19 protein-coding genes and 1 tRNA gene are annotated in these 25539 nt (G+C 74.2%); 16 read left to right on the forward strand and 4 right to left on the reverse strand.

From position 1 onward, the window contains the following. Positions 1-239: 239 nt before the first annotated feature. Positions 240-1682: an NAD-dependent malic enzyme gene (locus AB0L29_RS10045; RefSeq protein WP_365825278.1), complete on the forward strand. Its 1443-nt coding sequence runs from the start codon at positions 240-242 to the stop codon at positions 1680-1682. Between the two features lie 280 nt (positions 1683-1962). Continuing rightward, entirely contained in the window at positions 1963-2244 is a 282-nt protein-coding gene (locus AB0L29_RS10050) for an HU family DNA-binding protein (protein ID WP_276107279.1), read from the forward strand. Between the two features lie 114 nt (positions 2245-2358). Here AB0L29_RS10050 and murA read toward each other — a convergent pair whose 3' ends face one another. Further along, positions 2359-3705 (reverse strand): UDP-N-acetylglucosamine 1-carboxyvinyltransferase, encoded by a 1347-nt coding sequence (murA, locus tag AB0L29_RS10055; protein WP_365825280.1) that lies wholly within the window; start codon positions 3703-3705, stop codon positions 2359-2361. A gap of 253 nt (positions 3706-3958) precedes the next feature. Here murA and AB0L29_RS10060 point away from each other — a divergent pair, with 253 nt between their 5' ends. The 10 genes from AB0L29_RS10060 to AB0L29_RS10105 all read left to right on the forward strand — a co-directional run bounded on the left by AB0L29_RS10060 (position 3959) and on the right by AB0L29_RS10105 (position 17299). Then, on the forward strand, positions 3959-4531 hold the full coding sequence (locus AB0L29_RS10060; protein ID WP_365825282.1) for a YqgE/AlgH family protein: 573 nt from the start codon (positions 3959-3961) through the stop codon (positions 4529-4531). 53 nt (positions 4532-4584) lie between these two features. After that, positions 4585-4866, forward strand: coding sequence for a DUF3039 domain-containing protein (locus AB0L29_RS10065; protein ID WP_365825283.1), 282 nt, complete (start codon positions 4585-4587; stop codon positions 4864-4866). A 214-nt stretch (positions 4867-5080) separates the two neighbouring features. Then, positions 5081-6376, forward strand: coding sequence for an extracellular solute-binding protein (locus AB0L29_RS10070; protein ID WP_365825285.1), 1296 nt, complete (start codon positions 5081-5083; stop codon positions 6374-6376). A gap of 11 nt (positions 6377-6387) precedes the next feature. Continuing rightward, positions 6388-7362, forward strand: coding sequence for a sugar ABC transporter permease (locus AB0L29_RS10075; RefSeq protein ID WP_365825287.1), 975 nt, complete (start codon positions 6388-6390; stop codon positions 7360-7362). Next, positions 7359-8204 (forward strand): carbohydrate ABC transporter permease, encoded by an 846-nt coding sequence (locus AB0L29_RS10080; protein ID WP_365825289.1) that lies wholly within the window; start codon positions 7359-7361, stop codon positions 8202-8204. The genes AB0L29_RS10075 and AB0L29_RS10080 overlap by 4 nt, the downstream gene beginning before the upstream one ends. 1 nt (position 8205) lies before the next feature. After that, positions 8206-9837, forward strand: a complete 1632-nt coding sequence (locus AB0L29_RS10085; RefSeq protein WP_365825291.1) for a beta-N-acetylhexosaminidase — start codon at positions 8206-8208, stop codon at positions 9835-9837. 256 nt (positions 9838-10093) lie between these two features. Next, positions 10094-10987 carry an FAD binding domain-containing protein gene (locus AB0L29_RS10090; protein ID WP_365825293.1) on the forward strand — a complete coding sequence of 298 codons (894 nt, stop codon included), beginning with the start codon at positions 10094-10096 and terminating at the stop codon, positions 10985-10987. Next, entirely contained in the window at positions 10984-13302 is a 2319-nt protein-coding gene (locus AB0L29_RS10095; RefSeq protein WP_365825295.1) for a 2Fe-2S iron-sulfur cluster-binding protein, read from the forward strand. Before AB0L29_RS10090 ends, AB0L29_RS10095 begins: the two co-directional genes overlap by 4 nt. Then, positions 13299-15614, forward strand: a complete 2316-nt coding sequence (locus AB0L29_RS10100; protein ID WP_365825297.1) for a molybdopterin cofactor-binding domain-containing protein — start codon at positions 13299-13301, stop codon at positions 15612-15614. The genes AB0L29_RS10095 and AB0L29_RS10100 overlap by 4 nt, the downstream gene beginning before the upstream one ends. 491 nt (positions 15615-16105) lie before the next feature. Beyond that, positions 16106-17299, forward strand: coding sequence for an SUKH-4 family immunity protein (locus AB0L29_RS10105; RefSeq protein WP_365825299.1), 1194 nt, complete (start codon positions 16106-16108; stop codon positions 17297-17299). 137 nt (positions 17300-17436) lie between these two features. Here the strand turns inward: AB0L29_RS10105 and AB0L29_RS10110 are convergent, their stop codons facing one another. Together AB0L29_RS10110 and AB0L29_RS10115 are read right to left on the reverse strand one after the other, a co-directional pair. After that, positions 17437-18660: a hypothetical protein gene (locus AB0L29_RS10110; RefSeq protein ID WP_365825301.1), complete on the reverse strand. Its 1224-nt coding sequence runs from the start codon at positions 18658-18660 to the stop codon at positions 17437-17439. Positions 18661-18783: 123 nt separating this feature from the next. Beyond that, positions 18784-18855, reverse strand: a tRNA-Cys gene (locus tag AB0L29_RS10115). Between the two features lie 235 nt (positions 18856-19090). On the opposite strand from AB0L29_RS10115, the gene AB0L29_RS10120 reads away from it, so the two are divergent. From AB0L29_RS10120 to AB0L29_RS10135, 4 genes are all read left to right on the forward strand, one after another. Continuing rightward, positions 19091-20563, forward strand: a complete 1473-nt coding sequence (locus AB0L29_RS10120) for an MFS transporter (RefSeq protein ID WP_365825303.1) — start codon at positions 19091-19093, stop codon at positions 20561-20563. Positions 20564-20773: 210 nt separating this feature from the next. Then, positions 20774-22567, forward strand: a complete 1794-nt coding sequence (locus tag AB0L29_RS10125; RefSeq protein WP_365825305.1) for a DEAD/DEAH box helicase — start codon at positions 20774-20776, stop codon at positions 22565-22567. Between the two features lie 401 nt (positions 22568-22968). Next, the gene (locus AB0L29_RS10130) at positions 22969-23610 is read left to right on the forward strand and encodes a helix-turn-helix domain-containing protein (protein WP_365825307.1); all 642 of its coding nucleotides are present in this window, start codon (positions 22969-22971) and stop codon (positions 23608-23610) included. 59 nt (positions 23611-23669) lie between these two features. After that, positions 23670-24458, forward strand: coding sequence for a S16 family serine protease (locus AB0L29_RS10135; RefSeq protein ID WP_365825308.1), 789 nt, complete (start codon positions 23670-23672; stop codon positions 24456-24458). A gap of 585 nt (positions 24459-25043) precedes the next feature. Here AB0L29_RS10135 and AB0L29_RS10140 read toward each other — a convergent pair. Then, positions 25044-25514, reverse strand: a complete 471-nt coding sequence (locus AB0L29_RS10140; protein ID WP_365825310.1) for an Lrp/AsnC family transcriptional regulator — start codon at positions 25512-25514, stop codon at positions 25044-25046. Positions 25515-25539 lie beyond the last annotated feature (25 nt).

Raw genomic sequence — 25539 nt, forward strand, 5'->3', positions numbered from 1 at the left:
TGCCGCGAGGCGAGCATGGCGGGTCGGTGCCACTGAACGCGGCAGAGGCCCACGTCACGATGTGACGTGGGCCTCTGTTCGTCCGGCCTTCTCTCGTATCGCGGAAGTTCTTTTCCGCGTCGGCCCCTCCATTGTGAACAAAACGTCCGCAATCCAGGGCGGCTACCACGTACCCAGGGGTAGGTGCGACGATCGGACGGCACAACGTCGCGACACGGTGAAAGCAGAGGAAGTCGGCCATGGCAACGGCGCCCAGCGTCTCCTACTCGATGACCATCCGGCTGGAGGTGCCCGCGAGCGGAACCGCCGTCTCGCAGCTCACCACCGCCGTGGAGTCCTCCGGAGGCTCGGTGACCGGCCTCGACGTCACCGCGTCCGGCCACGAGAAGCTCCGCATCGACGTCACCATCGCGGCCACCTCGACCGGGCACGCCGACGAGATCGTCGAGAAGCTGCGCGGCATCGAAGGCGTCACGCTGGGCAAGGTCTCGGACCGTACGTTCCTCATGCACCTCGGCGGCAAGATCGAGATGCAGTCCAAGCACCCCATCCGCAACCGTGACGACCTGTCCATGGTCTACACGCCCGGGGTGGCCCGGGTCTGCATGGCCATCGCGGAGAACCCCGAGGACGCCCGCCGCCTGACCATCAAGCGCAACTCCGTTGCGGTCGTGACGGACGGCTCCGCCGTGCTGGGCCTGGGCAACATCGGCCCCAAGGCCGCGCTGCCCGTCATGGAGGGCAAGGCGGCCCTGTTCAAGCGGTTCGCCGGCATCGACGCCTGGCCGATCTGCCTGGACACCCAGGACACCGACGCCATCGTCGAGATCGTCAAGGCGATCGCCCCCGGCTTCGCCGGCATCAACCTGGAGGACATCTCCGCGCCCCGCTGCTTCGAGATCGAGGCGCGGCTGCGCGAGGCCCTGGACATCCCCGTCTTCCACGACGACCAGCACGGCACCGCGATCGTCGTCCTGGCCGCCCTCACCAACGCGCTGCGCGTCGTGGGCAAGGGGATCGGGGAGGTGCGGGTCGTGATGTCCGGCGCCGGCGCGGCCGGTACGGCCATCCTCAGGCTGCTGGTCGCCGCGGGCGTGAAGAACGCCGTCGTCGCCGACATCCACGGCGTCGTGCACGCCGGCCGCGAGGACCTGGTCGGCGCCGCCCCGGAGTCGGCGCTGCGCTGGATCGCCGACAACACCAACCCCGAGAACCTGACGGGCACGCTCAAGGAGGCCGTGCGCGGCGCCGACGTGTTCATCGGCGTCTCGGCCCCCAACGTGCTGGACGGCGAGGACGTGGCCGCCATGGCCGACGACGCGATCGTGTTCGCGCTCGCGAACCCGGACCCCGAGGTGGACCCGGCGATCGCCCGCCAGAGCGCGGCGGTGGTGGCCACCGGCCGCTCCGACTTCCCCAACCAGATCAACAACGTGCTGGTCTTCCCGGGCGTCTTCCGCGGCCTGCTGGACGCCCAGTCCCGCACGGTCAACACGGAGATGATGCTCGCCGCCGCCAAGGCGCTGGCCGGCGTGGTGACCGAGGACGAGCTGAACCCGAACTACATCGTCCCCAGCGTGTTCAACGACAAGGTGGCGGGCGCGGTGGCCGGTGCGGTGCGGGAGGCCGCCAGGGCGGCCGGGGCGTCGGTCTCCGAGGGCCGGGCCGCCGCCGGCCTGTGAGGATCGCCACGCCCGGCCGGGCGACGGCGCGTCGGGGAACCGCCCTGTCGGCGGGGGCCTCTATCGTGTCGGCCAGGCTCAGGCCTGCTCCTCGTGTGACTCCCAAGAGTGTTCCCACGACTCCTGCGGGTGCCGGATTGGCTTTCCCGCCGCAGGTAGAGGCAGGATGCGTCCCTGGGCGCGAGGGTCCGACGAGGGACCCGGGTCCGGGGACTCACCGAGGACCCTGGCAGCATCGGCTTCGACGCCTCAACGGCAAGATGAACACGGGAGTAACAACATGAACCGCAGTGAGCTGGTGGCCGCGCTGGCCGACCGCGCCGAGGTGACCCGCAAGGACGCCGACGCCGTGCTGGCCGCGTTCGCCGACGTCGTCGGCGACGTCGTCTCCAAGGGGGACGAGAAGGTCACCATCCCCGGCTTCCTGACCTTCGAGCGCACCCACCGTGCCGCTCGCACCGCCCGCAACCCGCAGACCGGCGAGCCGATCCAGATCCCGGCCGGCTACAGCGTGAAGGTCTCCGCGGGCTCCAAGCTCAAGGAAGCCGCCAAGGGCAAGTGATCCCCGCCGTCCGTACGCCACGGGACGGCGTGGGGACGCCATGACGCCGATGGGGCGGCCCCCCGGGTCACCGGGGGGCCGCCCCATCGGCGTGCGCGCGCCTGGCGCGGACGGTCAGCCGAGCGCCTTGCCCGGCAGCTCGACCTTCGCGCCCAGTTCCACGAGCTTGTCCATGAAGTTCTCGTAGCCGCGGTTGATCAGGCCGATGCCGTGGACCCGGGAGGTGCCCTGGGCCGCGAGGGCGGCGATGAGGTACGAGAAACCGCCGCGCAGGTCCGGGATGACCAGGTCGGCGCCCTGGAGCTTGGTGGGGCCCGACACGACGGCCGAGTGCAGGAAGTTGCGCTGGCCGAAGCGGCAGTCCGAGCCGCCCAGGCACTCGCGGTAGAGCTGGATGTGGGCGCCCATCTGGTTCAGCGCGGAGGTGAAGCCCAGACGAGACTCGTAGACCGTCTCGTGGACGATGGACAGGCCCGTGGCCTGGGTGAGGGCCACGACCAGCGGCTGCTGCCAGTCGGTCTGGAAGCCGGGGTGCACGTCCGTCTCCAGGGCGATGGACTTCAGCTGCCCGCCGGGGTGCCAGAAGCGGATGCCCTCGTCGTCGATCTCGAAGGCGCCGCCCACCTTCCGGTAGGTGTTCAGGAACGTCATCATCGAGCGCTGCTGGGCGCCGCGGACGTAGATGTCGCCCTCGGTGGCCAGCGCGGCGGAGGCCCAGGAGGCGGCCTCCAGGCGGTCGGCCAGGGCGCGGTGGGTGTAGCCGCCGAGCTTGTCCACACCGGTGATGCGGATGGTCCGGTCGGTGTCCATCGCGATGATGGCGCCCATCTTCTGCAGGACGCAGATCAGGTCCTCGATCTCCGGCTCGACGGCCGCGTTCGAGAGCTCGGTGACGCCCTCCGCGAGGACGGCGGTCAGCAGCACCTGCTCGGTCGCGCCGACGGACGGGTACGGCAGCCGGATCTTCGTGCCGCGCAGCCGCTGCGGGGCCTCCAGGTACTGGCCGTCCGCCCGCTTCTCGATCGTCGCGCCGAACTGCCGCAGCACGTCGAAGTGGAAGTCGATGGGCCGCCCGCCGATGTCGCAGCCGCCGAGGCCCGGGATGAAGGCGTGGCCGAGACGGTGCAGCAGCGGGCCGCAGAACAGGATCGGGATGCGGGACGAACCCGCGTGGGCGTCGATGTCGGCGACGTTCGCGCTCTCGACGCGGGTGGGGTCGAGCACCAGCTCGCCCGGCTCCTCGCCGGGGCGGACGGACACGCCGTGCAGCTGCAGCAGACCGCGTACGACGCGCACGTCGCGGATGTCCGGGACATTGCGCAGCCGGCTCGGCTCACTGCCCAGCAGGGCGGCGACCATGGCCTTCGGCACGAGGTTCTTCGCACCGCGGACACGGATCTCGCCCTCCAGCGGGGTTCCGCCGTGGACAAGCAGTACGTCATCAGCGCCGTTGACGGTCATGAATCTCGCGTTCCGTGGAGTTGGGCAGGGGCCGGAGAGACAGACTAATGGCCGTCGGCCCCCCTCAAGTAAGCCCGGGGACGGCCCGTTCGCGTCATGGCTGTGTCACAACACGAACCGTTCCGCGCCGGGCACACCGGGTCACGGCCGCCGGGGTGCGCCGGGGGTGCCACCCGCCCGCTCTGAGCTGCGCGCACTCGCGCACCCCCGATTGCCTCCCCACGGGAGGGGAAGATGCGGGATCATGTCTGGCATGACCGAGGTGTCCTCGCTCACAGGGCGGCTGCTCGTGGCCACCCCCGCCCTGGCGGACCCGAACTTCGACCGTGCGGTGGTGCTCCTTCTCGACCACGACGAGGAGGGCTCCCTCGGCGTCGTCCTCAACCGCCCCACCCCGGTGGGCGTGGGCGACATCCTGGAGGGCTGGGCGGACCTCGCCGGGGAGCCCGGCGTCGTCTTCCAGGGCGGCCCGGTCTCCCTGGACTCGGCCCTCGGGGTCGCCGTCGTCCCCGGCGAGACGTCCGGGGAAGCCGCCCCGCTGGGCTGGCGCCGGGTGCACGGCGCGATCGGCCTGGTCGACCTGGAGGCCCCGCCCGAACTGCTGGCCCCCGCCGTGGGCTCCCTGCGGATCTTCGCCGGGTACGCCGGCTGGGGCCCCGGCCAGCTGGAGGACGAGCTGGCGGAGGGCGCCTGGTACGTCGTCGAGTCCGAGCCCGGCGACGTCTCCTCGCCGGCGCCCGAGAGACTCTGGCGCGAAGTGCTGCGCCGCCAGCGCAATGAGCTGGCGATGGTGGCCACCTACCCCGACGATCCCTCGCTCAACTGAGGGCCGCCCTTTCGCCCGGCCGACGGGTGCGGGCTTTCAGTACCCTTGGGGCCATGAGCACTCTTGAGCCCGAGCGCGGGACTGGTACGGGGACCCTCGTAGAGCCGACGCCGCAGGTGTCCCACGGCGACGGCGACCACGAGCGCTTCGCCCACTACGTCCAGAAGGACAAGATCATGGCGAGCGCCCTCGACGGCACCCCCGTCGTGGCGCTGTGCGGCAAGGTCTGGGTGCCGGGCCGCGACCCGAAGAAGTACCCCGTGTGCCCCATGTGCAAGGAGATCTACGACTCCATGGGCTCCGGCGACGACCAGGGCGAGGGCGGCGGCAAGTAGCCCTTCCCGTCCGGCGGGTGTGAGGCCTCCAGGGTGCGTTTCGCGTGCCCTGGGGGCCTTTGTGCCGTCCGGGCGTTGCACGGAGTGCTTCGGCCGGTCACAGAGTGGTGGAGACCTCTTGTCGGCGTGTTCGCAGGGTCTCTAGCCTCCGGAGTGTTGTGCACAGCGAAACCGTCATTGCGCATGTTGCAACACTCTCGCGGAGGAACGCTCCATGAAACTGCCCGTCCGCCTGGCCGCGCTGGCCGCGGCCCTCCTCGTCTGCGCCGCCTGCGTCCCCCAGTCCTCCGGCACCACCTCCTCCGACAGGGACGACAGGACCGGCACCCTGCGGGTCTGGCTCTTCCAGGAGGTCGGCAACGCCCCGAAGGAGAAGGTCGTCGACTCGGTCGTCACCGCCTTCGAGAAGGCCCACCAGGGCACCGAGGTCGACGTCGAGTACATCCCGGTCGAGACCCGCGCCCAGCGCGTCAAGGCCGCCTTCAACGACCCCGGCTCCGCGCCCGACGTGATGGAGTTCGGCAACACCGACACCGCCGGATACGTCCGCGACGGCGGACTCCTCGACGTGAGCGAGGAGTTCGGCGCCTGGAACGAGGCCGAGGACGTCGACCCCACCGCCCGGCAGTCGGTCACCGTCGGCGGCAAGGTCTACGGCGCGCCCCTCTACGTCGGCGTCCGCGCCCTGTACTACCGCACCGACGTGTTCGAGGAACTCGGCCTCCGGGCCCCGAGGACCATGGCCGAACTGGCGTCCACCGCCCGCCGGATCCGCGCCGCCGAACCCGGCCTGTACGGGCTCGTCGTCGGCGGCGCCTACACCTACGGCGCGATGCCCTTCGTCTGGGCCCACGGCGGTGAACTCGCCACCGGTGAGGGCGGCTCGTACACCTCCGCCATCGACTCACCGGCCGCCCGGAAGGGCATCGAGGCCTACACCTCCCTCTTCTCCGACGACAACTGCCCCGCCGCCAAGTGCGCGGGCATGGGCGGCAACGACACCGTCACCGCGTTCGCCGCCGGCAAGGCCGGCATGGCGATCGGCGGCGACTTCAGCCACGCGGCCGTGGAGGCCGGGAAGGTGAAGGGGAAGTACGCCGTCGTCCCGCTGCCCGGGGTGAAGCCGGGCTCCGTCGCCCCGGCGTTCGCCGGCGGCAACAACATCGGCGTCCTCAGGAGCACCTCCCACCGCACCCTGGCCGTCGACCTGATGAAGCGGCTCGCCTCGAAGAGCACCCAGGGGCGCCTCTTCGACGCGATGGGCTTCCTGCCGACCTTCACGGACGTACGGCAGCAGGCGGCGGCGAAGGAGCCGTTCGTGAAGCCCTTCGTCCGCACCCTCGCCGCGGGCACCCGGTTCGTCCCCGCCTCGCCGGCCTGGTCGCGGATCGACTCCTCCCAGGTCCTGCCGACGATGTTCCAGGAGGTCGTCAGCGGCCGGAAGAGCGTGGCCGCGGCCGCCGAGGACGCCGCCGCGAAGATGAACGACGCCTTCGGTTCCGCCGGATGACGGCGCCGGCCATGAGCCCGAAGGCCGCGAAGCGCCGGCGGGTGCGGGCCGTCCGCGGCCCGTCGCGCCCGCGCGGCGGCAGCCGCACGTCCGGCACGGCCCCGCGCCCCCCGGGGCGCGGGGGCACTCCCTGGCTCTACCTCGCGCCCGCTCTCGTCGTCCTCGGCGGGCTGCTCGTCTACCCGGTCTGCCAGCTCGGGCTGATCTCGCTCTTCGAGTACACCCAGGCGCAGGTCAGCGGTGGCGAGCCGGCCGTCTTCCGGGGGTTCGGGAACTACGCCGACGTCTTCCGCGACGACCGGTTCCGGCAGGTGCTGCTGGCGACCGTGGTGTTCGCCGCGGCCTGTGTCGCCTCCACCCTCGCGGTGGGCTGCGCGCTGGCCGTGCTGCTCACGCGCGTGCGGGCCGTGCCGCGGCTCGCCCTGATGCTGGCCGCGCTCGGCGCGTGGGCGACCCCGGCCGTCACCGGCTCCACGGTCTGGCTGTTCCTCTTCGACCCGGACTTCGGCCCGGTGAACCGGCTCCTCGGGATCGGGGACTTCTCCTGGACGTACGGCCGCTACAGCGCCTTCTTCCTCGTCCTGCTCGAAGTCGTCTGGTGCTCCTTCCCGTTCGTGATGGTGACGGTGTACGCCGGGATCCGCGCCGTCCCGGCCGAGGTGCTGGAGGCCGCCGCCCTGGACGGCGCCTCGCAGTGGCGGATCTGGCGGTCCGTGCTCGCCCCGATGCTCCGCCCGATCCTGGTGGTCGTCACCATCCAGTCGGTCATCTGGGACTTCAAGGTCTTCACCCAGATCTACGTCATGACCAACGGCGGCGGCATCGCCGGCCAGAACCTGGTGCTGAACGTCTACGCCTACCAGCAGGCCTTCGCGTCCTCGCAGTACGGCCTGGGCTCGGCGATCGGCGTCGTGATGCTGCTGATCCTGCTCGCCGTGACCCTGGTCTACCTGCGGCTGCTGCGCCGCCGGGGGGAGGAACTGTGAATCTTCTGCACGGCCTGGTGCGGCGGCCCGGGCGGCTGGCCGCCGAGGCGTCCGCGCTGCTGGTCGCGGCCCTCGTCGCCTTCCCGCTGTACTGGATGGTGCTCGGCGCCTTCAAACCGGCCGGCGAGATCGAGTCGGCCGAGCCGAGACCGTGGACCGCGGCCCCCTCGCTGGAGTCCTTCCGGCGCGTCTTCGGGCAGCAGGAATTCGGCCGTTACTTCCTCAACAGCCTCGTCGTGGCGGGCTGTGTCGTGGTCGCCTCCGCCCTGATCGCATTTCTCGCCGCGACCGCCGTGACGCGATTCCGGTTCCGTTTCCGGACCACCCTGCTGATCATGTTCCTGGTGGCCCAGATGGTGCCCGTGGAGGCGCTCACCATCCCCTTGTTCTTCGTCATGCGGGACGCCGGTCAGCTGAACACGCTGGGCGCGCTGATCCTGCCCCACATCGCCTTCTCGCTGCCCTTCGCGATCTGGATGCTGCGGGGGTTCGTGAAAGCCGTTCCCGAAGCCCTGGAGGAGGCCGCGTACATCGACGGGGCGAGCCGTGCCAGATTCCTCTGGCAGATCCTTTTCCCGCTCGTCCTGCCGGGTCTGGTGGCCACCAGCGTGTTCTCCTTCATCTCCACCTGGAACGACTTCCTGTTCGCCAAGTCGTTCATCATCAGCGACACCTCCCGGTCGACCCTGCCGATGGCCCTGCTGGTCTTCTACAAGCCCGACGAACCCGACTGGGGCGGCGTCATGGCCGCCTCGACGGTGATGACGATTCCGGTGCTGGTCTTCTTCGTACTCGTGCAGCGACGGCTGGTCTCCGGACTGGCCGGAGCGGTAAAGGACTGACGTGCCCTCGACCACCGACCTCGTCCCGGCGCCCCGCGCCGTCGACGCGCCCGCGCGCCGCGTCGTCCCGCTGACCGCGGACACCACCCTGTGGGCCGCTCCCGGCACCGGCACCACCGAGCGGTGGCTGCGCGCCGTGCTCGGCCCGGCCCTGGGCCTGCCCCTGCGCCCCGGTCCCGAGGACGCCCGGGACGCCGTCCGGCTCCGCCTCGACCGGGCCCTGGGGCCCGAGGAGTACCGGCTGCGCGCCGTCGCCGGCCGGGGGGTGGAGATCGTCGGCGGTGGCGCGGCCGGGGTGTTCTGGGGCGCTCAGACGCTGCGTCAGCTCCTCGGACCGGAGGCCTTCCGCAGGGCCCCCGTACGGCCGGGCGCCCGGTACGGAATCCCGCACCAGGTGATCGAGGACGCCCCGCGTTTCGGCTGGCGCGGCCTGCTGCTCGACGTCGCCCGGCACTTCATGCCCAAGGACGGCGTCCTGCGCTACCTCGATCTGATGGCGGCGCACAAACTCAACGTCCTCCACTTCCACCTGACGGACGATCAGGGATGGCGCATCGAGATCAAGCGGCACCCGCGGCTGACGGAGGTCGGCTCCTGGCGGGCGCGCACGAAAATCGGCCACCGGGCCTCACCTTTGTGGGAGGACAAACCGCACGGCGGCTACTACACCCAGGACGACATCCGGGAGATCGTCGCGTACGCCGCCGAGCGGCATATCACCGTCGTCCCCGAAATCGACGTACCGGGCCACTCGCAGGCCGCCATCGCCGCCTATCCGGAACTCGGCAACACCGACGTCGTCGACACCACCGCCCTGACCGTGTGGGACACCTGGGGGATCAATCCGAACGTACTCGCCCCCACCGACACCACGCTGCGCTTCTACGAGGGCGTCTTCGAGGAGGTCCTGGAACTGTTCCCCTCGCGGTTCGTCCACGTCGGCGGCGACGAGTGCCCCAAGGACCAGTGGCGGATCTCGCCCACGGCCCAGGCGCGCATCCGGGAACTCGGGCTCGGGGACGAGGACGGGCTCCAGGCGTGGTTCACCGGCCACTTCGGCCGGTGGCTCGCCGCGCGCGGGCGCCGGCTCATCGGCTGGGACGAGATCCTGGAGGGCGGACTGGCCGAGGGGGCGGCGGTGTCCTCCTGGCGCGGGTACGCCGGCGGGATCGCCGCCGCGCGGGCCGGGCACGACGTCGTCATGTGCCCCGAGCAGCAGGTGTACCTGGACCACCGGCAGGACGCGGGCCCCGACGAGCCCGTCCCGATCGGGTACGTGCGCACCCTGGAGGACGTCTACCGGTTCGAGCCGGTGCCGCCGCAGTTGACGCCCGAGGAGGCCCGCCACGTGCTGGGCGCGCAGGCCAACCTGTGGACCGAGGTGATGGAGGACCCCGCGCGCGTGGACTACCAGGCCTTCCCCCGGCTCGCCGCCTTCGCCGAGGTGGCCTGGAGCGACCTGCCCGCCCCGGCCGAACGGGACTTCGCCGACTTCGAGCGGCGGATGACCGCCCACTACCGGCGGCTCGACGCCCTCGGCGTCGCCTACCGGCCGCCCACCGGGCCCCTGCCCTGGCAGAAGCGACCGGGCGTCCTGGGGCGCCCGATCGACGGCACGCCCCCCGACCGGTAGCGCTCACGCGTCCGGTGGCCCGAACACGTCACGGGAAAAGAACGCAAGCACCACCGAAGAGTGCCAATAAGTATGCACCGGAGGAGCGGTGCGAAAACGGACCATCTCCCCGATGAGGTGGGCGAATGCCTCCTAGCGGACCCCCGTCCTCGGCTCTTGCGAAGATGTGCCAGAGTTGCCACGTCCGCCCTGTCAGCACGTACCGTACGGCAACACAGGTGGGACCAGGTGGGGCAGCGGGAAGGGGCAAGCCGGTTTGACCACGCACGCACCGCAGGCGGCGCAGGCCGTGACGCTGCCCACGACGCTGGACGAGGCCGTGGCGGCACTCGCCGCCATGCCGGCCGCCGTGCCCGTCGCGGGCGGCACCGACCTGATGGCCGCCGTCAACTCCGGACAGCTGCGGCCCGCCGCGCTGGTGGGGCTCGGCCGGATCAGCGAGATCCGCGGCTGGCAGTACCTGGACGGTCACGCGCTGCTCGGCGCGGGCCTGACGCACGCGCGCATGGGCCGCCCCGACTTCGCCGCCCTCATCCCGGCGCTCGCCGCCGCCGCGCGCGCCGCGGGCCCGCCGCACATCCGCAACGCGGGCACCCTGGGCGGCAACATCGCCACGGCCGCCCCCACCGGGGACGCGCTGCCGGTCCTGGCCGCCCTGGAGGCGACGCTGATCGTCGCGGGCCCGGGCGGAGCCCGCCGGGAGATCCCCGTGTCGCACCTGCTGGCCGGGGTGGACATGCTGCGCGCCGGCGAACTCATCGGGTACGTGCGCGTGCCGCTGCTGCACGCCCCGCAGGTCTTCCTGAAGGCGACCGGCCGTACGGGCCCGGGGCGGGCGGTCGCCTCCGTCGCCCTGGTCCTCGACCCCGCCCGGCGCGGCGTGCGGTGCGCCGTCGGCGCCATAGCGCCGATGCCGCTGCGCCCCCTGGAGGCCGAGCACTGGGTCGCCCAGCTCATCGACTGGGACAACAGCCGCGCGATCGTGCCGGAGGCGCTGAGCGCCTTCGGGGAGTACGTCGCCGCCGCCTGCATCCCTGATCCGGCCCCGGCCGAGGACGGCTCCGTACCGCCGCTTCCGCCCGCCGTACTGCACCTGCGGCGCACCGTCGCCGCGCTGGCCCGACGAGCACTGGGGAGGGCGCTGTCGTGACCGACGACCAGCACGGAGAGGGCACGCCCCGGGGCGGCGGGCGCTGGGACCCGCTGCCGCAGGGCGACTACGACGACGGCGCCACCGCCTTCGTCAAGCTCCCCGAGGGGGGCATCGACGCCCTGCTGGCCGGCGCGGACAGCCCCCTGGCCGCGCCCGGCCACGGCTACGTGCCGCCGCAGATCACGGTCGCCCCCGCCACGGCCGCCGGCACCGACCCCGCGGCACCCGGCACCTGGCCGGTGCCGGGCGCGCCCGTCGACGGCGCCCAGTGGCACGACCCGCACGCGGGGCACCCGCAGCACGGCGCCGGCGCCGTCCCTCAGCAGCACGCGGGCGGCGCGGCCCACCCCGCGCACGGCGGAGACGCGGCCCACCACCAGCAGGGTCCGGACGCGGTCCACTACGAGCACGGTCCGGACGCGGCCCACCACGAGCACGGCCGGCGGGACGACCCCCACGCCGGGGCGCAGCAGCACACCGCGCACGACCAGTTCGCGTACGACCCCGGCGTCACCGGTCAGTGGGGCTTCCAGGAGGCCACGGCCGCCGAGACCGCCGCGCCGGCGCCCGGGCACGACGTGACCGGGCAGTGGTCCATCCCCGTCGCCGGGGGAGACCTCCCGGACGAGTCGGGCGAGTTCACCACGTCCGCGCTGGTCGAGCAGTGGGGCGGGACGCCCCCGGCCACCCTGCCGGGCGGTGCCGCCGCGCCCTGGGCGCCCCAGGCGCCGGGGCAGCCGTGGGAGCAGGGGGCGCCGGCCGGGCACGAGCAGGCCGGCGCCGGGCCCGCGCACGAGCGGACGGGAGCGCCCGGGTACGCGTCCCCGCAGGCCGCGGGCGGTCACGCCCCCGAGCAGGTGGGCGACGGGCCGCACACGGTGGAACACGCCCCCGGGCCGTCCGGAGCGGCCGGTCGCGGGCACGAGGCCCGGACGCACGACGGGCAGGCCCCCGACGGCAGCGCGCACGAGGACCGGGCCCCCGACGGCAGCGGGCACGAGGACCGGGCCCCCGACGGCAGCGGGCAGGAGAGCTACGCGCACCAGGGCCAGGCCTACGACGGCCGTGCGCACGGGGAGCCGGGCCGGGGCGGGCCCGAGCAGGCGGCGGGGCACGCCCCCCAGCCGCCCGCCGAGCCGTATGCGCAGGACGCGGCCGGGCACGCGGCCCCGCAGCCGCCCGAGGAGGGGGCCCCCTCCGCCCCCGAAGCCCCTCAGCCGGCCTCCGGGCCCGATGAGGCCCCCGAGGACGCCCCAGGGGCCGCCGAGGCCGCCGAGGGCCCCGCCGAGCCTGCCGCCGACGCCGTGCGGTCCCCGGAGGCCCCGGAGGCGGGACACGGCCCCGAGGCCGCCGACGGCCCCGCGACGGCCGCCGCGTCCGGCGGCCCCGACGCCCCGGGCCAGGACGCCCCGGGCCAGGACGACCCGGGCCAGGACGACCCGTCCTCGGCGACCGCGCACGAGCAGGCGGCCCACGAGCCGGAACCGCACGAGCAGGCCGCGCACGAACAGGCCGCGCACGAACAGGCGGCCCACGAGCAGGCCGCGCACGAGCCGGAACCGCACGGGCGGACCCTGCACGAGGAGGCCCCCGCCCCGGACGCCCCGGTCCCGGACGCCCCGGTCCCGGACGCCCCGGTCCCGGACGCGCCGCAGGACGCGGCCCACGCGCCCCCGGGCGAGGAGCACCCCCTCGCCTCGTACGTGCTGCGCGTCAACGGCACCGACCGCCCCGTCACCGACGCCTGGATCGGCGAGTCGCTGCTGTACGTGCTGCGCGAGCGCCTCGGCCTCGCGGGCGCCAAGGACGGCTGCTCGCAGGGCGAGTGCGGGGCCTGCAACGTGCAGGTCGACGGACGCCTGGTCGCCTCCTGCCTGGTGCCGGCCGTCACCGCGGCCGGCAGCGAGGTCCGCACCGTCGAGGGCCTGGCCGTCGACGGGCAGCCGTCGGACGTGCAGCGGGCGCTCGCCCGGTGCGGCGCGGTGCAGTGCGGCTTCTGCGTGCCCGGCATGGCGATGACCGTGCACGACCTCCTGGAGGGCAACCCGGCGCCGACCGAGCTGGAGACCCGCCAGGCCCTGTGCGGCAACCTGTGCCGCTGCTCCGGCTACCGGGGCGTCGTGCGGGCCGTCCAGGAGGTCGTCGCCGAACGCGAGGCGCACACCGCCGGCGCCGACGAGCCCGAGCCGGACGCCGGCGAACCCCGTATCCCCCACCAGGCGGGTCCCGGAGCCGGCGGCGTCCACCCCGCGGCGTTCCAGCCCCCCGGACCGCACGACCAGCCCTACGGCCAGGACGGAGGCCAGGCGTGAGCAACGAAGCAGCCACCGCGCAGGCCGCGCAGCCCGCGGAGGCCGTCCCCGCCCCCGAACCGATCCCGCACGGCCTGGGCGCCTCCCTCCCGGCCGCCGACGCGCGCGCGAAGACCGAGGGCACCTTCCCCTACGCCGCCGACCTGTGGGCCGAGGGCCTGCTGTGGGGCGCGGTGCTGCGCTCGCCGCACGCGCACGCGCGCATCGTGTCCATCGACACCTCCCACGCGCGCGAGATGCCCGGCGTACGGGCCGTCGTCACGCACGAGGACGTCCCCGGCACCCCGCTGCACGGCCGGGGCAAGGCCGACCGCCCGGTCTTCGCCTCCGAGGTCGTGCGCCACCACGGCGAGCCCATCGCCGCCGTCGCCGCCGACCACCCGGACACCGCCCGGATGGCCGCCGCCGCCGTCATCGTCGAGTACGAGGTGCTCGACCCGGTGACCGACCCGGAGAGGGCCTTCGAGGCCGAGCCGCTGCACCCCGACGGCAACCTGATCCGGCACATCCCGCTGCGCCACGGCGACCCGGAGGCGCACGGCGAGGTCGTCGTCGAGGGCCTGTACCGCATCGGCCGCCAGGACCCGGCCCCCATCGGCGCCGAGGCGGGCCTGGCGGTGCCCCGCCCCGACGGGGGCGTGGAGCTGTACCTGGCCTCCACCGACCCGCACACCGACCGCGACACGGCCGCCGCCTGCTACGGGCTGGAACCCGAACGGGTGAAGATCGTCGTCACCGGCGTCCCCGGCGCCACGGCCGACCGCGAGGACCAGGGCTTCCAGCTCCCGCTCGGCCTGCTCGCGCTGAGGACCGGCTGCCCGGTGAAACTCACCGCCACGCGCGAGGAGTCCTTCCTGGGCCACGCCCACCGGCACCCCACCCTGCTGCGCTACCGCCACCACGCCGACGCCGAGGGCAAGCTGGTCAAGGTCGAGGCGCAGATCCTGCTGGACGCGGGCGCGTACGCCGACACCTCCTCCGACGCCCTGGCCGCCGCGGTCGCCTTCGCCTGCGGTCCGTACGTCGTCCCCAACGCCTTCATCGAGGGCTGGGCCGTGCGCACCAACAACCCGCCCTCCGGCCATGTGCGCGGCGAGGGCGCCATGCAGGTGTGCGCCGCCTACGAGGCGCAGATGGACAAGCTGGCGAAGAAGCTCGGCCTCGACCCGGCCGAACTGCGCCTGCGCAACGTCATGGCCACCGGGGACGTCCTCCCGACGGGCCAGACGGTGACCTGCCCGGCGCCCGTCGCGGAACTGCTCCAGGCCGTGCGGGACCACCCCCTGCCGCCGCTGCCCAAGGACACCCCCGAGGACGAGTGGCTGCTGCCCGGCGGGCCCGAGGGCGCGGGCGAACCGGGCGCGGTGCGCCGGGGCGTGGGCTACGGCCTGGGCATGGTGCACATGCTCGGCGCGGAGGGCGCGGACGAGGTGTCCACGGCGACCGTGAAGGTCCAGGACGGCGTGGCGACCGTGCTGTGCGCGGCCGTCGAGACCGGCCAGGGCTTCACCACCCTCGCCCGGCAGATCGTCCAGGAGACGCTCGGCGTCGACGAGGTGCACGTGGCGCCGGTGGACACCGACCAGCCCCCGGCGGGCGCGGGCTGCCGCGGCCGGCACACCTGGGTGTCGGGCGGCGCGGTGGAACGGGCCGCCAAGATGGTCCGCACCCAGCTGCTCCAGCCCCTGGCGCACAAGTTCGGCATGTCCACGGAGCTGCTGCAGATCACGGACGGCAAGATCACCTCGTACGACGGCGTGCTCTCGACGACCGTCGCGGAGGCGCTGGACGGCAAGGAACTGTGGGCCACCGCCCAGTGCCGCCCGCACCCGACGGAGCCGCTGGACGAGTCCGGCCAGGGCGACGCCTTCGTGGGCCTGTCCTTCTGCGCGATCCGCGCGGTGGTGGACGTCGACATCGAGATCGGCTCGGTACGGGTCGTGGAACTGGCCGTCGCGCAGGACGTGGGGCGGGTGCTGAACCCGGCCCAGCTGGAGGCCCGGATCGAGGCGGGCGTGACGCAGGGCGTGGGCATCGCGCTCACCGAGAACCTGCGCACCCCGCGCGGACTGGTCCGCCACCCCGACCTGACCGGCTACGCCCTCCCGACGGCGCTGGACGCGCCCGACATCCGGATCGTCAAGCTCGTCGAGGAACGGGACGTGGTCGCCCCGTTCGGCGCGAAGGCGGTCAGCGCGGTGCCGGTGGTGGCGTCCCCGGCGGCCGTCGCCTCCGCCGTCCGCGCCGCCACGGGCCGCCCGGTGAACCGCCTGCCGATCCGGCCACAGGCCGCGGTGGTGGCCGGCACCTGACGGAGGGCGTCGTCCTCGGCACCGGCGTGATGACGGCCGGGAGGCCGGCGCCGGCACGGGCGGCGAGGGGGAGGCCCGGTTCCGGTCGCGGCAGCGGCTGCCGGTGGCCACGGCGGCCGCGTACGCCGAGGCCGGCTTCGCGGCGTCGTGCGGGACACGGCGCCCGGCGAGGACCCGGACGGGGCGCCGCGGGCCCGGACCCCGCGGACCGGACCGGGGCCGGACGCCTCGGACCTGACGGTGGGTGAGACGGCGCGGGTGATCCTGGCCCGGAGGCAACGGGCCGGGTGGTTCGAGCGTCCTTGAAGGTGGGGCGCCGGTCCGGGCATTCCGAAATTCGGGGGCGTTGTCAGTGGTGGCGCGTAGTGTTCCGAGTGGTGGTGGACGGGTGCCGGGCCCGGTGGACGGGCGGGCCCGTCCTGCCCCGGGGCGGTGGCTTCGGCCCGGGGCCGCGGGGCACGGGGACTGGAACACGTAGGCGCGGGGGAACCATGAGCAGCACCGGCACGGGCACGGCGACGATCACACCGGTCGAGGACGAACTGGCTCCGTGCGGCACGCACGCGCCGGCGCGCCCCCGGCCGCCCCTCCCCGCACCGCCCGGCCACAGCGGGGTGCCGGGCCACAGCGGGGTGCCGGGCTTCGCGGAGCTGTGCCGGGAGGGCCTGTGGTCCGCGGCGGTCCCAGCGGGCGAGTCCGGCGCCCGGCCGGCCGCCGGGCTGCGGGACCGGCTGGTCACGGGGGGACCGGCGGGCCCGGCCGGGCCGGAGAGCGGGCCGGTGCCGCTCGACGGGGCGACGGGCGAGGGCCTGGCGGCGTACTTCTTCCACGACCGCCCCGACCTGATGGACCACCGTCCGCTCGCGCCCTCGCTGCTGACGCTGGTGCGGTTCGCCGCGGCGACGGACGAACTGGCCGGGCTGCGCGGCCAGCTCGCGGCCCGCGCGGGCCGCTTCGGGGCCGGGGCGGTGGCCGGGGCGTCGCGCCGGCTGCTGGCGCTCCTCGAGGAGGGCGCGGACGGCCGGGTGCCGCCGTTGCGGAGGATGGCGGCCCTGATCCGCCCCCTCGCCCTCGCGGCCGGCCCGGGGACGAGGTCGGGGCTGGCCCTGGACCTGCCGATCCGTCTGCTGGAGCGGGAGTTCGGCCGCGGCGGGGTGGCACGCTTCGAGGACGTCGACTTCCCCGCCACCCTCACGCACGAGCCGACCCGCCGTTTCCTGCGCGAGACGGGCCTGCCGGAAAACGGCTTCCTCTTCGGCCTGGACCCGGACATGCCGCCGCGGACCCTGACGGAGTACTACGAGGACGAACGCCCCGGCGCGTTCCCGGCCGGCCGGCTCCCGGCCCGCGCCGACCGGTTGATACGCCTGGGCCACCTGGTGGAGGACAACAGCCTGGTCGTCGACGGGACGACGGGCACCGTTCTGGGCTGGAGCGAATCCGAGGCCGTCCTCCACCCGCTCAGCAAGGACATCTCCACCCTCGCCTTCACCCTCTGGTTGCTGCACCGCGAGCACGCCGTCGACGAGGGCTCCGGCCAGGCGCTGACGACCGACAGGTGCGACCAGCTGGCGATGGCGATGCTCCAGGCACTGTCCGCCGTCGGCCCGGCCGGCACGACGCCGGACACGGACCGGCCCCACTGGACGGAGCTGTCCCGGGACGGGGCGGGCGGGGCGCTGTGAGGCGCCGGGCCGGGCGCGACGCGGCGGACCGGCCACGTCCGCCGGGGCCGCGCCCCGGGCCGTGACCGGCCGGCCGGCCCGGAGCACGGTCGCCCCGGCGGCCCGGCCGGTCAGGACGGTCGGGACGGCCCGGCCGGTCAGGACGGCTTGACGGCGGTGCGGCGGCGTACGGCGAGGACCAGGAGACCACCGAGCGCCGCGACGGCGGCCGCGGCGCCGGCGAGGAGCGGGGCGCCGTCGGAGCCCGTGGCGGCCAGGTTGCCGCCGACGGAGCCGCCCGTGGAACCGCCGGCCGGGGTGCCCGCCGAGGCCGAGCCCGTCGAGCCCGTGCCGCCGGCGGCCTGGCCCTGCGGGTCGTTGCCGCCCCCGCCCGTGCCGGAGCCGCCGTCCGCCGGTTTGCCGCCGGTGCTCGCGTCCCCCGTGGGGCTCGGGCCGGGCTCGTTGTCGTCGGGCAGGTCGACGCTGATCCGCGCGGTGTTGTTCGCGGGGTTGTCGTCGTACTTCGGGGCGATGTCGTAGACGGAGGTCGCCTTCACCACGCCCTCGGTGTCCCGCGCGGTGTCGTCGATCTTCAGGACGAAGGTGTAGGACAGCGACTCGCCGACCTCCACCACGCCGCCGGTGCGCCAGCAGACGTACTTCGGCTTGCCCGGCGTCCCCTGCGGCCCGCTCGGGCCGTCGATGCCGAACGGCGCGCATTCCCGGGGCACTTCGACGGCCTTAGTGCCCGGCGGGATCTGCACGAGCAGGGCCGGGAGGTCGTCGCTCTCCTGGTCCTGGACCCAGCCGGGGCCGTCGTTGCGCAGCGTCGCCGTGACCGACTGCCGGTCGCCGGGGAGCGCCTCGGTCCGGTCGCCGACCGCGACCAGGTCGGCCGAGCTGTCCGCCGTGAGCGTCAGGCGCCGGTGGCTGTCGCCGAACCCCTCGGCCGGGGCCTCACCGGCGGGCCCGGTGCCGTACTCGACGGCCTCCATCAGTGCCTTGGGCAGGGCCTTGAAGCGTACGGGCGTGGTGATCGAGGCGCCGGGCTCGATCACCGTGTCGAGTGCGCACAGCGCCTGCCTGACCTGGTCGCCGACGGTCGAGTAGGTGCAGCCCTCGACCGGCTCGGGGAAGTCCAGGCCACGGGTCAGCCGCACCCGGAAGGTGACGCCGTCCACGGCCGCCGTGCCCTTGTTGGTGAGGGTGACGGACTCGTCGTACACCTCGCCGGGCTTCAAGGCGGTGCGCGGCAGGGTCGAGACCACCAGGGCGGGCCCGGCCTCCTCGGCGTGCGCCACGGGCGCGGCGACTACGGGAACGGCGGCGGCGATCGCGGCGGCGGCCACGACGGCTGCCGAGGGGCGGAGGTGTTGGCGCACGGCGGGTCTACTCCTCGGAACGGAAAGCACGACGACCGGGGTCTTGACCGCCCGGTCATGTCCTGGACACCCGGAGGGCGCCAGGGGTTGTGCTCCTGTTCGAGGAGAGGGGAAGGAGAGCAGAGGCCGTGACGGGAATCGAACCCGTGTAACTCGCTTTGCAGGCGAGCCCCTCAACCGCTCGGGCACACGGCCGTGCCGGGGGCGAAGTTCCCTGGGGTGCTTCGCCGTTCCGGACCCGGTGCACCGACCGTAGGCCGACGGCCGGGCACGCCTCAAGGGAACCGGGGCCGCCGCAACGGGACTGCCACACGCCGTTCACGAAACACGGAAGGGGGCCGGCCGGCGGGCGGTCGTACGACCAAGGTCCCGGGCCGTGACCGTCTCCCGACAGGGGTCAAAGCGGCCTGTGGCCCTTACGCTGGCGGGCATGACCGCCCCGGACCCGCGCGACACCGATGTCACCGATGTCGCGGACACCTCCGCATGCCCTGCTCACCCCCTGGCCGAGCGGGACGAGAGGACCGTGCTGAGCGGCTCCTACCGTGCGCTGAGCATCGGGACCGTCTCCGTCGTCCTGCTGATCGCCTTCGAGGCGACGGCGGTCGGGACGGCGATGCCGGTCGCGGCCCGGGAGCTGGACGGGGTGCCGCTGTACGCGTTCGCGTTCTCGGGCTATTTCACGACGAGTCTGTTCGGGATGGTGCTCGCCGGCCAGTGGTCGGACCGGCGCGGACCGCTCGGGGCACTGACCTGCGGTATCGCCTCCTTCGCGGCCGGGCTGCTGCTGTCGGGCACCGCCGGGGCGATGTGGCTGTTCATCCTGGGGCGGGCCGTGCAGGGCCTCGGCGGCGGACTGGTGATCGTCGCGCTGTACGTTGTCGTCGGCCGGGCCTACCCGCAGCGGCTGCGGCCGGCGATCATGGCGGCGTTCGCGGCGAGCTGGGTCGTCCCGTCGGTCGTCGGCCCGCTGGCCTCGGGCGCGGTGACCGAGCACCTCGGCTGGCGGTGGGTGTTCGTCGGGATCCCGGTGCTGGTGGTGTTCCCGCTGGCGCTCGCGCTGCCGCAGATACGGCGCCGGGCGGCCGGGCCGGCGGCCGGCAAGGAGCCGGCCGCCTCCTTCGACGGCCACCGCATCCGGCTGGCGCTGGGCATCTCGCTGGGCGCGGGACTGCTCCAGTACGCCGCCCAGGACCTGCGCTGGACCTCCCTGCTCCCCGGCGCGGCCGGTGCGGCGCTGCTCGTCCCGGCCGTGCTCGGACTGCTGCCGCGCGGCACGTACCGGGCGGCCCGTGGACTGCCCTCCGTCGTGCTGCTGCGCGGGGTCGCCGCGGGGTCCTTCATCGCCGCGGAGTCCTTCGTGCCGCTGATGCTGGTCACCCAGCGCGGGCTCAGCCCGACCCTGGCGGGGTTCTCGCTCGCGGCGGGCGGCGGGACGTGGGCGCTGGGCTCGTGGGTGCAGTCCCGGCCGCGCCTGGAGCCGTACCGGGAGCGGCTGATGACCGTCGGGATGCTGCTGGTGGCGGCGGCCATCGCCGCGGCGCCGAGCGTGCTCGTCGACGCCGTGCCCGCCTGGACGGTGACCGTCGCCTGGGCCTTCGGCTGCTTCGGCATGGGCCTGGTGATCTCCTCCACCAGCGTCCTGCTGCTGCGCCTCTCCGCCCCCGAGGAGGCCGGCACCAACTCCGCCGCCCTGCAGATCTCCGACGGCCTGTCCAACATCGTGCTGCTGGCCGCCGGCGGGGCCGCCTTCGCCGCGCTCGGCGGCGGCACCGTGGCCCACACCGCCGCCGAGGCCTCCGGCTCCCGCCCGGCCGCCTTCGCCGCGGTGTTCCTGCCGATGGCGGCCGTGGCACTGGTGGGGGCCTGGGTGACGACGCGGCTGCGGGAGCGGGAGGCGTGAACCGGTCGCCGGCGCGGCCTCCGGAGCCGGGCCAGGGGGCGGGGATCACGGGACGGCTGAGGCGGTTGTGACGTCGGTCCCACCCTCGGGCGACCCGGTGCCGTCCGCGCGTCGGTGCCGCCGGGCCGCCGGTAGGGTGGCCCGGTTGTCATACGCAGCCGAGCCGCGCGGCTCTCCCGTCCGAGCCGCCCGACCTTTTCCACGGAGACCGTGACTACCACCGCCAGCTCCGCCTCGCACCACCTGTCCCCGGCCTTCCCCGGCCGCGCCCCCTGGGGTACCGCCAGCAAGCTGCGCGCCTGGCAGCAGGGGGCGATGGAGAAGTACATCCAGGAGCAGCCGCGCGACTTCCTGGCGGTCGCCACCCCCGGCGCCGGCAAGACGACCTTCGCGCTGACGCTGGCCTCCTGGCTGCTGCACCACCACGTCGTGCAGCAGGTGACCGTGGTCGCGCCCACCGAGCACCTGAAGAAGCAGTGGGCCGAGGCGGCCGCGCGGATAGGGATCAAGCTGGACCCCGAGTACAGCGCCGGGCCGCTCGGCAAGGAGTACCACGGGGTCGCCGTCACCTACGCGGGTGTCGGCGTGCGGCCCATGCTGCACCGCAACCGGGTCGAGCAGCGCAAGACCCTGGTCATCCTCGACGAGATCCACCACGCCGGTGACACCAAGTCCTGGGGCGAGGCCTGCCTGGAGGCGTTCGAGCCGGCCACCCGGCGGCTCGCCCTGACCGGTACGCCGTTCCGCTCCGACACCAACCCCATCCCGTTCGTGACGTACGAGGAGGGCGACGACGGCATCCGGCGCTCCGCCGCCGACTACACCTACGGGTACGGCTCCGCGCTCGCCGACGGCGTCGTCAGGCCGGTCATCTTCCTCTCCTACAGCGGCAACATGCGCTGGCGGACCAAGGCCGGCGACGAGATCGAGGCCCGGCTCGGCGAACCCATGACCAAGGACGCCGTCAGCCAGGCCTGGCGTACCGCGCTGGACCCGCGCGGCGACTGGATGCCCGCGGTGCTGCGCGCAGCCGACCAGCGCCTCACCGAGGTCAGGAAGGCCATCCCCGACGCGGGCGCCCTCGTCATCGCCTCCGACCAGGAGTCGGCGCGCGCCTACGCCAAGCTCATCCGGGACATCACGGGCCACAAGGCGACCCTGGTGCTGTCCGACGACGCCGGCGCGTCGAAGAGGATCGACGAGTTCAGCGCCGGCGACGACCGGTGGATGGTCGCCGTCCGCATGGTGTCCGAGGGCGTCGACGTGCCCCGGCTCGCGGTCGGCGTGTACGCCACCACGATCTCCACGCCCCTGTTCTTCGCGCAGGCCGTCGGCCGTTTCGTGCGGTCCCGGCGGCGCGGCGAGACCGCGTCGGTGTTCCTGCCGACCGTGCCCGACCTGCTCTCCTTCGCCAACGAGATGGAGCGCGAGCGCGACCACGTCCTGGACAAGCCCAAGAAGGAGGGCGAGGAGGACCCCTACGCCGAGTCCGAGAAGGAGATGGAGGAGGCGAACCGGGAGCAGGACGAGGACACCGGCGAGCAGGACATGCTGCCCTTCGAGGCGCTGGAGTCCGACGCCGTCTTCGACCGGGTGATGTACAACGGCGCCGAGTTCGGCATGCAGGCCCACCCGGGGAGCGAGGAGGAGCAGGACTACCTCGGCATCCCCGGCCTGCTGGAACCCGACCAGGTGCAGCTGCTGCTGCAGAAGCGGCAGGCCCGGCAGATCGCGCACAGCCGCAAGAAGCCGGACGAGGAGGCCGACCTGCTCGAACTGCCCGCCGAGCGACGGCCGGTGGTCTCCCACAAGGAGATGATGGAGCTGCGGCGGCAGCTCAACAACCTGGTCGGCGCGTACGTCCACCAGAGCGGCAAGCCGCACGGCGTCATCCACACCGAGCTGCGCCGCGTGTGCGGCGGGCCGCCGGCCGCGGAGGCCACGGCGGGGCAGCTGCGGCAGCGGATCGCCAAGGTGCGGGAGTGGGCCACCCGCATGCGGTGACCCGCGCCGCCCGTGGGGCGGTGCGCGGTTCCCGGTGTGCGGCTCCCGGTCTCCTGAGCGCGGTCCCCGCTGGGCGGTGCGCGGTCCCTGGGGGCAGCCGCCCAGGAAGCGTGCGGCGGCGCACGGCTGATACGCGTATCCGGACAAAGCGAAGTACTTCCCGTCGGCCACCGCCCGGATTCTGGACGGAGCCTTCCGCTGAGCGGACCGGCTCGCTACTGTCCCGCTACGCACACGCCCCGTGGCAGCGCCGCCGCGGAGCGCAGCCGTGAAGCGACTGAGCCCGGAACAAGGCCGGGCCGCCAGCCGATCGGCGGCCGCTGGTGCGCGTCACCGACGGGACTCGGTGACGCACTCAGCCGTACGGGGGCCGCCGACCTCACCACTAAGGAGTGGGCGTCGTGACCGCGGAGACCTCCCAGACGCTCGACAGGGGACTGCGCGTCCTCAAACTGCTGGCCGAGACCGATCACGGCCTGACCGTCACCGAACTCTCCCACAAACTGGGAGTGAACCGGACCGTCGTGTACCGGTTGCTCGCCACCCTGGAACAGCACGCGCTCGTACGCCGTGACCTGGGCGGTCGCGCCCGGGTCGGGCTCGGGGTGCTGGGGCTGGGGCGTCAGGTGCACCCGCTGGTGCGGGAGGCGGCGATGCCGGCGCTGAGGTCGCTGGCGGAGGACATCGGGGCGACGGCGCACCTGACGCTGGTGGACGGGGCGGAGGCGCTGGCCGTGGCGGTCGTCGAGCCGACGTGGACGGACTACCACGTCGCCTACCGGGCCGGGTTCCGGCATCCGCTGGACCGCGGCGCGGCGGGCAAGGCGATCCTCTCGGCGCGGCAGCAGCCCGCGGGGGATCCGGGTTACACGCTCACGCACGGGGAGCTGGAGGCGGGGGCGTGCGGCGCCGCGGCCCCCTTGCTGGGGGTGTCGGGGGTCGAGGGCAGCGTGGGCGTGGTGATGCTCGCCGACGTGGTGCCGGAGAGGGTGGGGCCCCGGGTGATGGAGGCGGCGCGGGAGGTCGCGGAGGCCCTGCGCTGACGCCGTGGGCCGGTCCCCGCGCCGCCGGCCGGTTCCCGTCCCCGCGTTAGATTGATCCCGTGCTCTCTCGTCTCACGCGCCCCCGCGCCCTCGCCGTCTGCGCCGTTCCCGTCGCGGCCCTGCTCGCCACCGCGGTGTTCGCGCCGCTGCCGTTCTCGGTGGCGCAGCCGGGGATGACGGCGGACGTGCTCGGGGAGAACAAGGGCACGCCGGTGATCACGATCTCGGGGGCGCGGACCCGGGAGACGAGCGGGCAGTTGCGGATGACGACGATCGTGGCGACCGCCCCGGACACGCGCGTGACCCTCCCGGACGTCGTCGACGGCTGGTTCCGCACCGACCGGGCGGTCATGCCGCGCGACTCGGTCTACCCGAGCGGCGAGAGCGTCAAGGAGATCGAGCGGCACAACGAGGAGCAGATGAGGCGGTCGCAGGACGCGGCGACCCAGGCCGCGCTCGGCTACCTCGGACTCGACGGCAAGGACGTCGAGGTCAGCCTCAAGCTGGCCGACGTCGGCGGGCCCAGCGCCGGGCTCCTCTTCTCCCTCGGCATCGTCGACAAGCTGGAGGGCGGCAGCGGCGGCGACCTCACGGGCGGCCGCACCATCGCCGGCACGGGCACGATCACCGCCGACGGCACGGTCGGCGCGGTCGGCGGCGTGGCCCTGAAGACGCAGGCCGCCCGGCGGGACGGGGCGACCGTCTTCCTCGTCCCGAAGGCGGAGTGCGCGGACGCCGAGGCCGAGCTGCCCGAAGGGCTGCGGCTGATCCCGGTGACGACCCTGAAGGGCGCGGTGAGCGCGCTGGTCGCGCTGAGGACGGGCAAGGGCTCCGTGCCCGGCTGCTAGACCGCCGCACCCCCGCAGGCCCCGGCCCCGCTGACCGCGGTCCGCGGGTTCCACCCCCCGTAGGCCCCGGCCCCGTAGGTTCCACCTCCGCAGGCCCCGCCGCCTTCGACCACCGGCACGGGGTCGCCGGCCGGGCCGCGCCCACCTGCACCGGGTCGGCCCCGCGCGGGCCCACGACCGCGTCGCGCGTACGGCGCCGGCCCCGTACGGCGCCGGCCTCATACGGCGCCGGCGCGATCACCGTCGGCGGCACGCCCGGTCCCACCACCGGGACGGGCAGGCCGAGCACGGTCGGGGCCGGGAACGCCGGGGCGGCCGTCGTGGCGGGGTTCCCGGCCCGTTCGCCGCGGTGGACGGCCACCCCGGCCGGCACGCCACGCCGGGCACGGTCGCCGCGACCAGGCCACGGCAGGTCACGCCAGGCCACGGCAGGACGGCACCGGCGTGCCGGCGGGCGCCGTGGGCAGCCGCCGGCGCCGGCTGCCCGGGTGCTCCCGGGAGTCCCTGCCCGCTCACCCCACGCCCCCGAGCCCCTGCGCCCCGCGCCCCCGGGCCCGGCCCCCGCGGGGCCCGCGCCGCGGCGGCTCACTCGCCGAGCGCGGCCTGCTCCACCAGCGGGATGATCCGCAGCGGAACGGGGTTCTCCATGACGATCGCCGTGGCGGCCCGGACGATGCCCTCGAAACCGACGACCCGGTCGATCACCCGCTGGAGATCGGCGTTCGAGCGGGCCACCAGCCGGCACAGCATGTCCCCGGTGCCGGTGGTGGTGTGCAGCTCCAGCACCTCCGGCACGGTCGCCAGGTGCGCCCGCACGTCGGCCCCCTGGCCCTGCCGGATCTGGAGCGTGGCGAAGGCGGTCACGGGGTAGCCGAGCGCCGCCGGATCCACCTCGGGGCCGAAGCCGCGGATGACTCCGTTCGACTGGAGCCGGTCCAGCCGCGCCTGCACGGTGCCCCGGGCCACCCCCAGCCGCCGGGACATCTCCAGCACGCCGATCCGCGGCTCCCGCGCGAGCAGCAGGATGATCCGGCCGTCCAGCTGATCGATCGCCATGGCTGCCTCCCGCAGTGGTCACCCT

This window comes from Streptomyces sp. NPDC052701 (assembly GCF_040678355.1).
GTDB lineage: Bacteria > Actinomycetota > Actinomycetes > Streptomycetales > Streptomycetaceae > Streptomyces.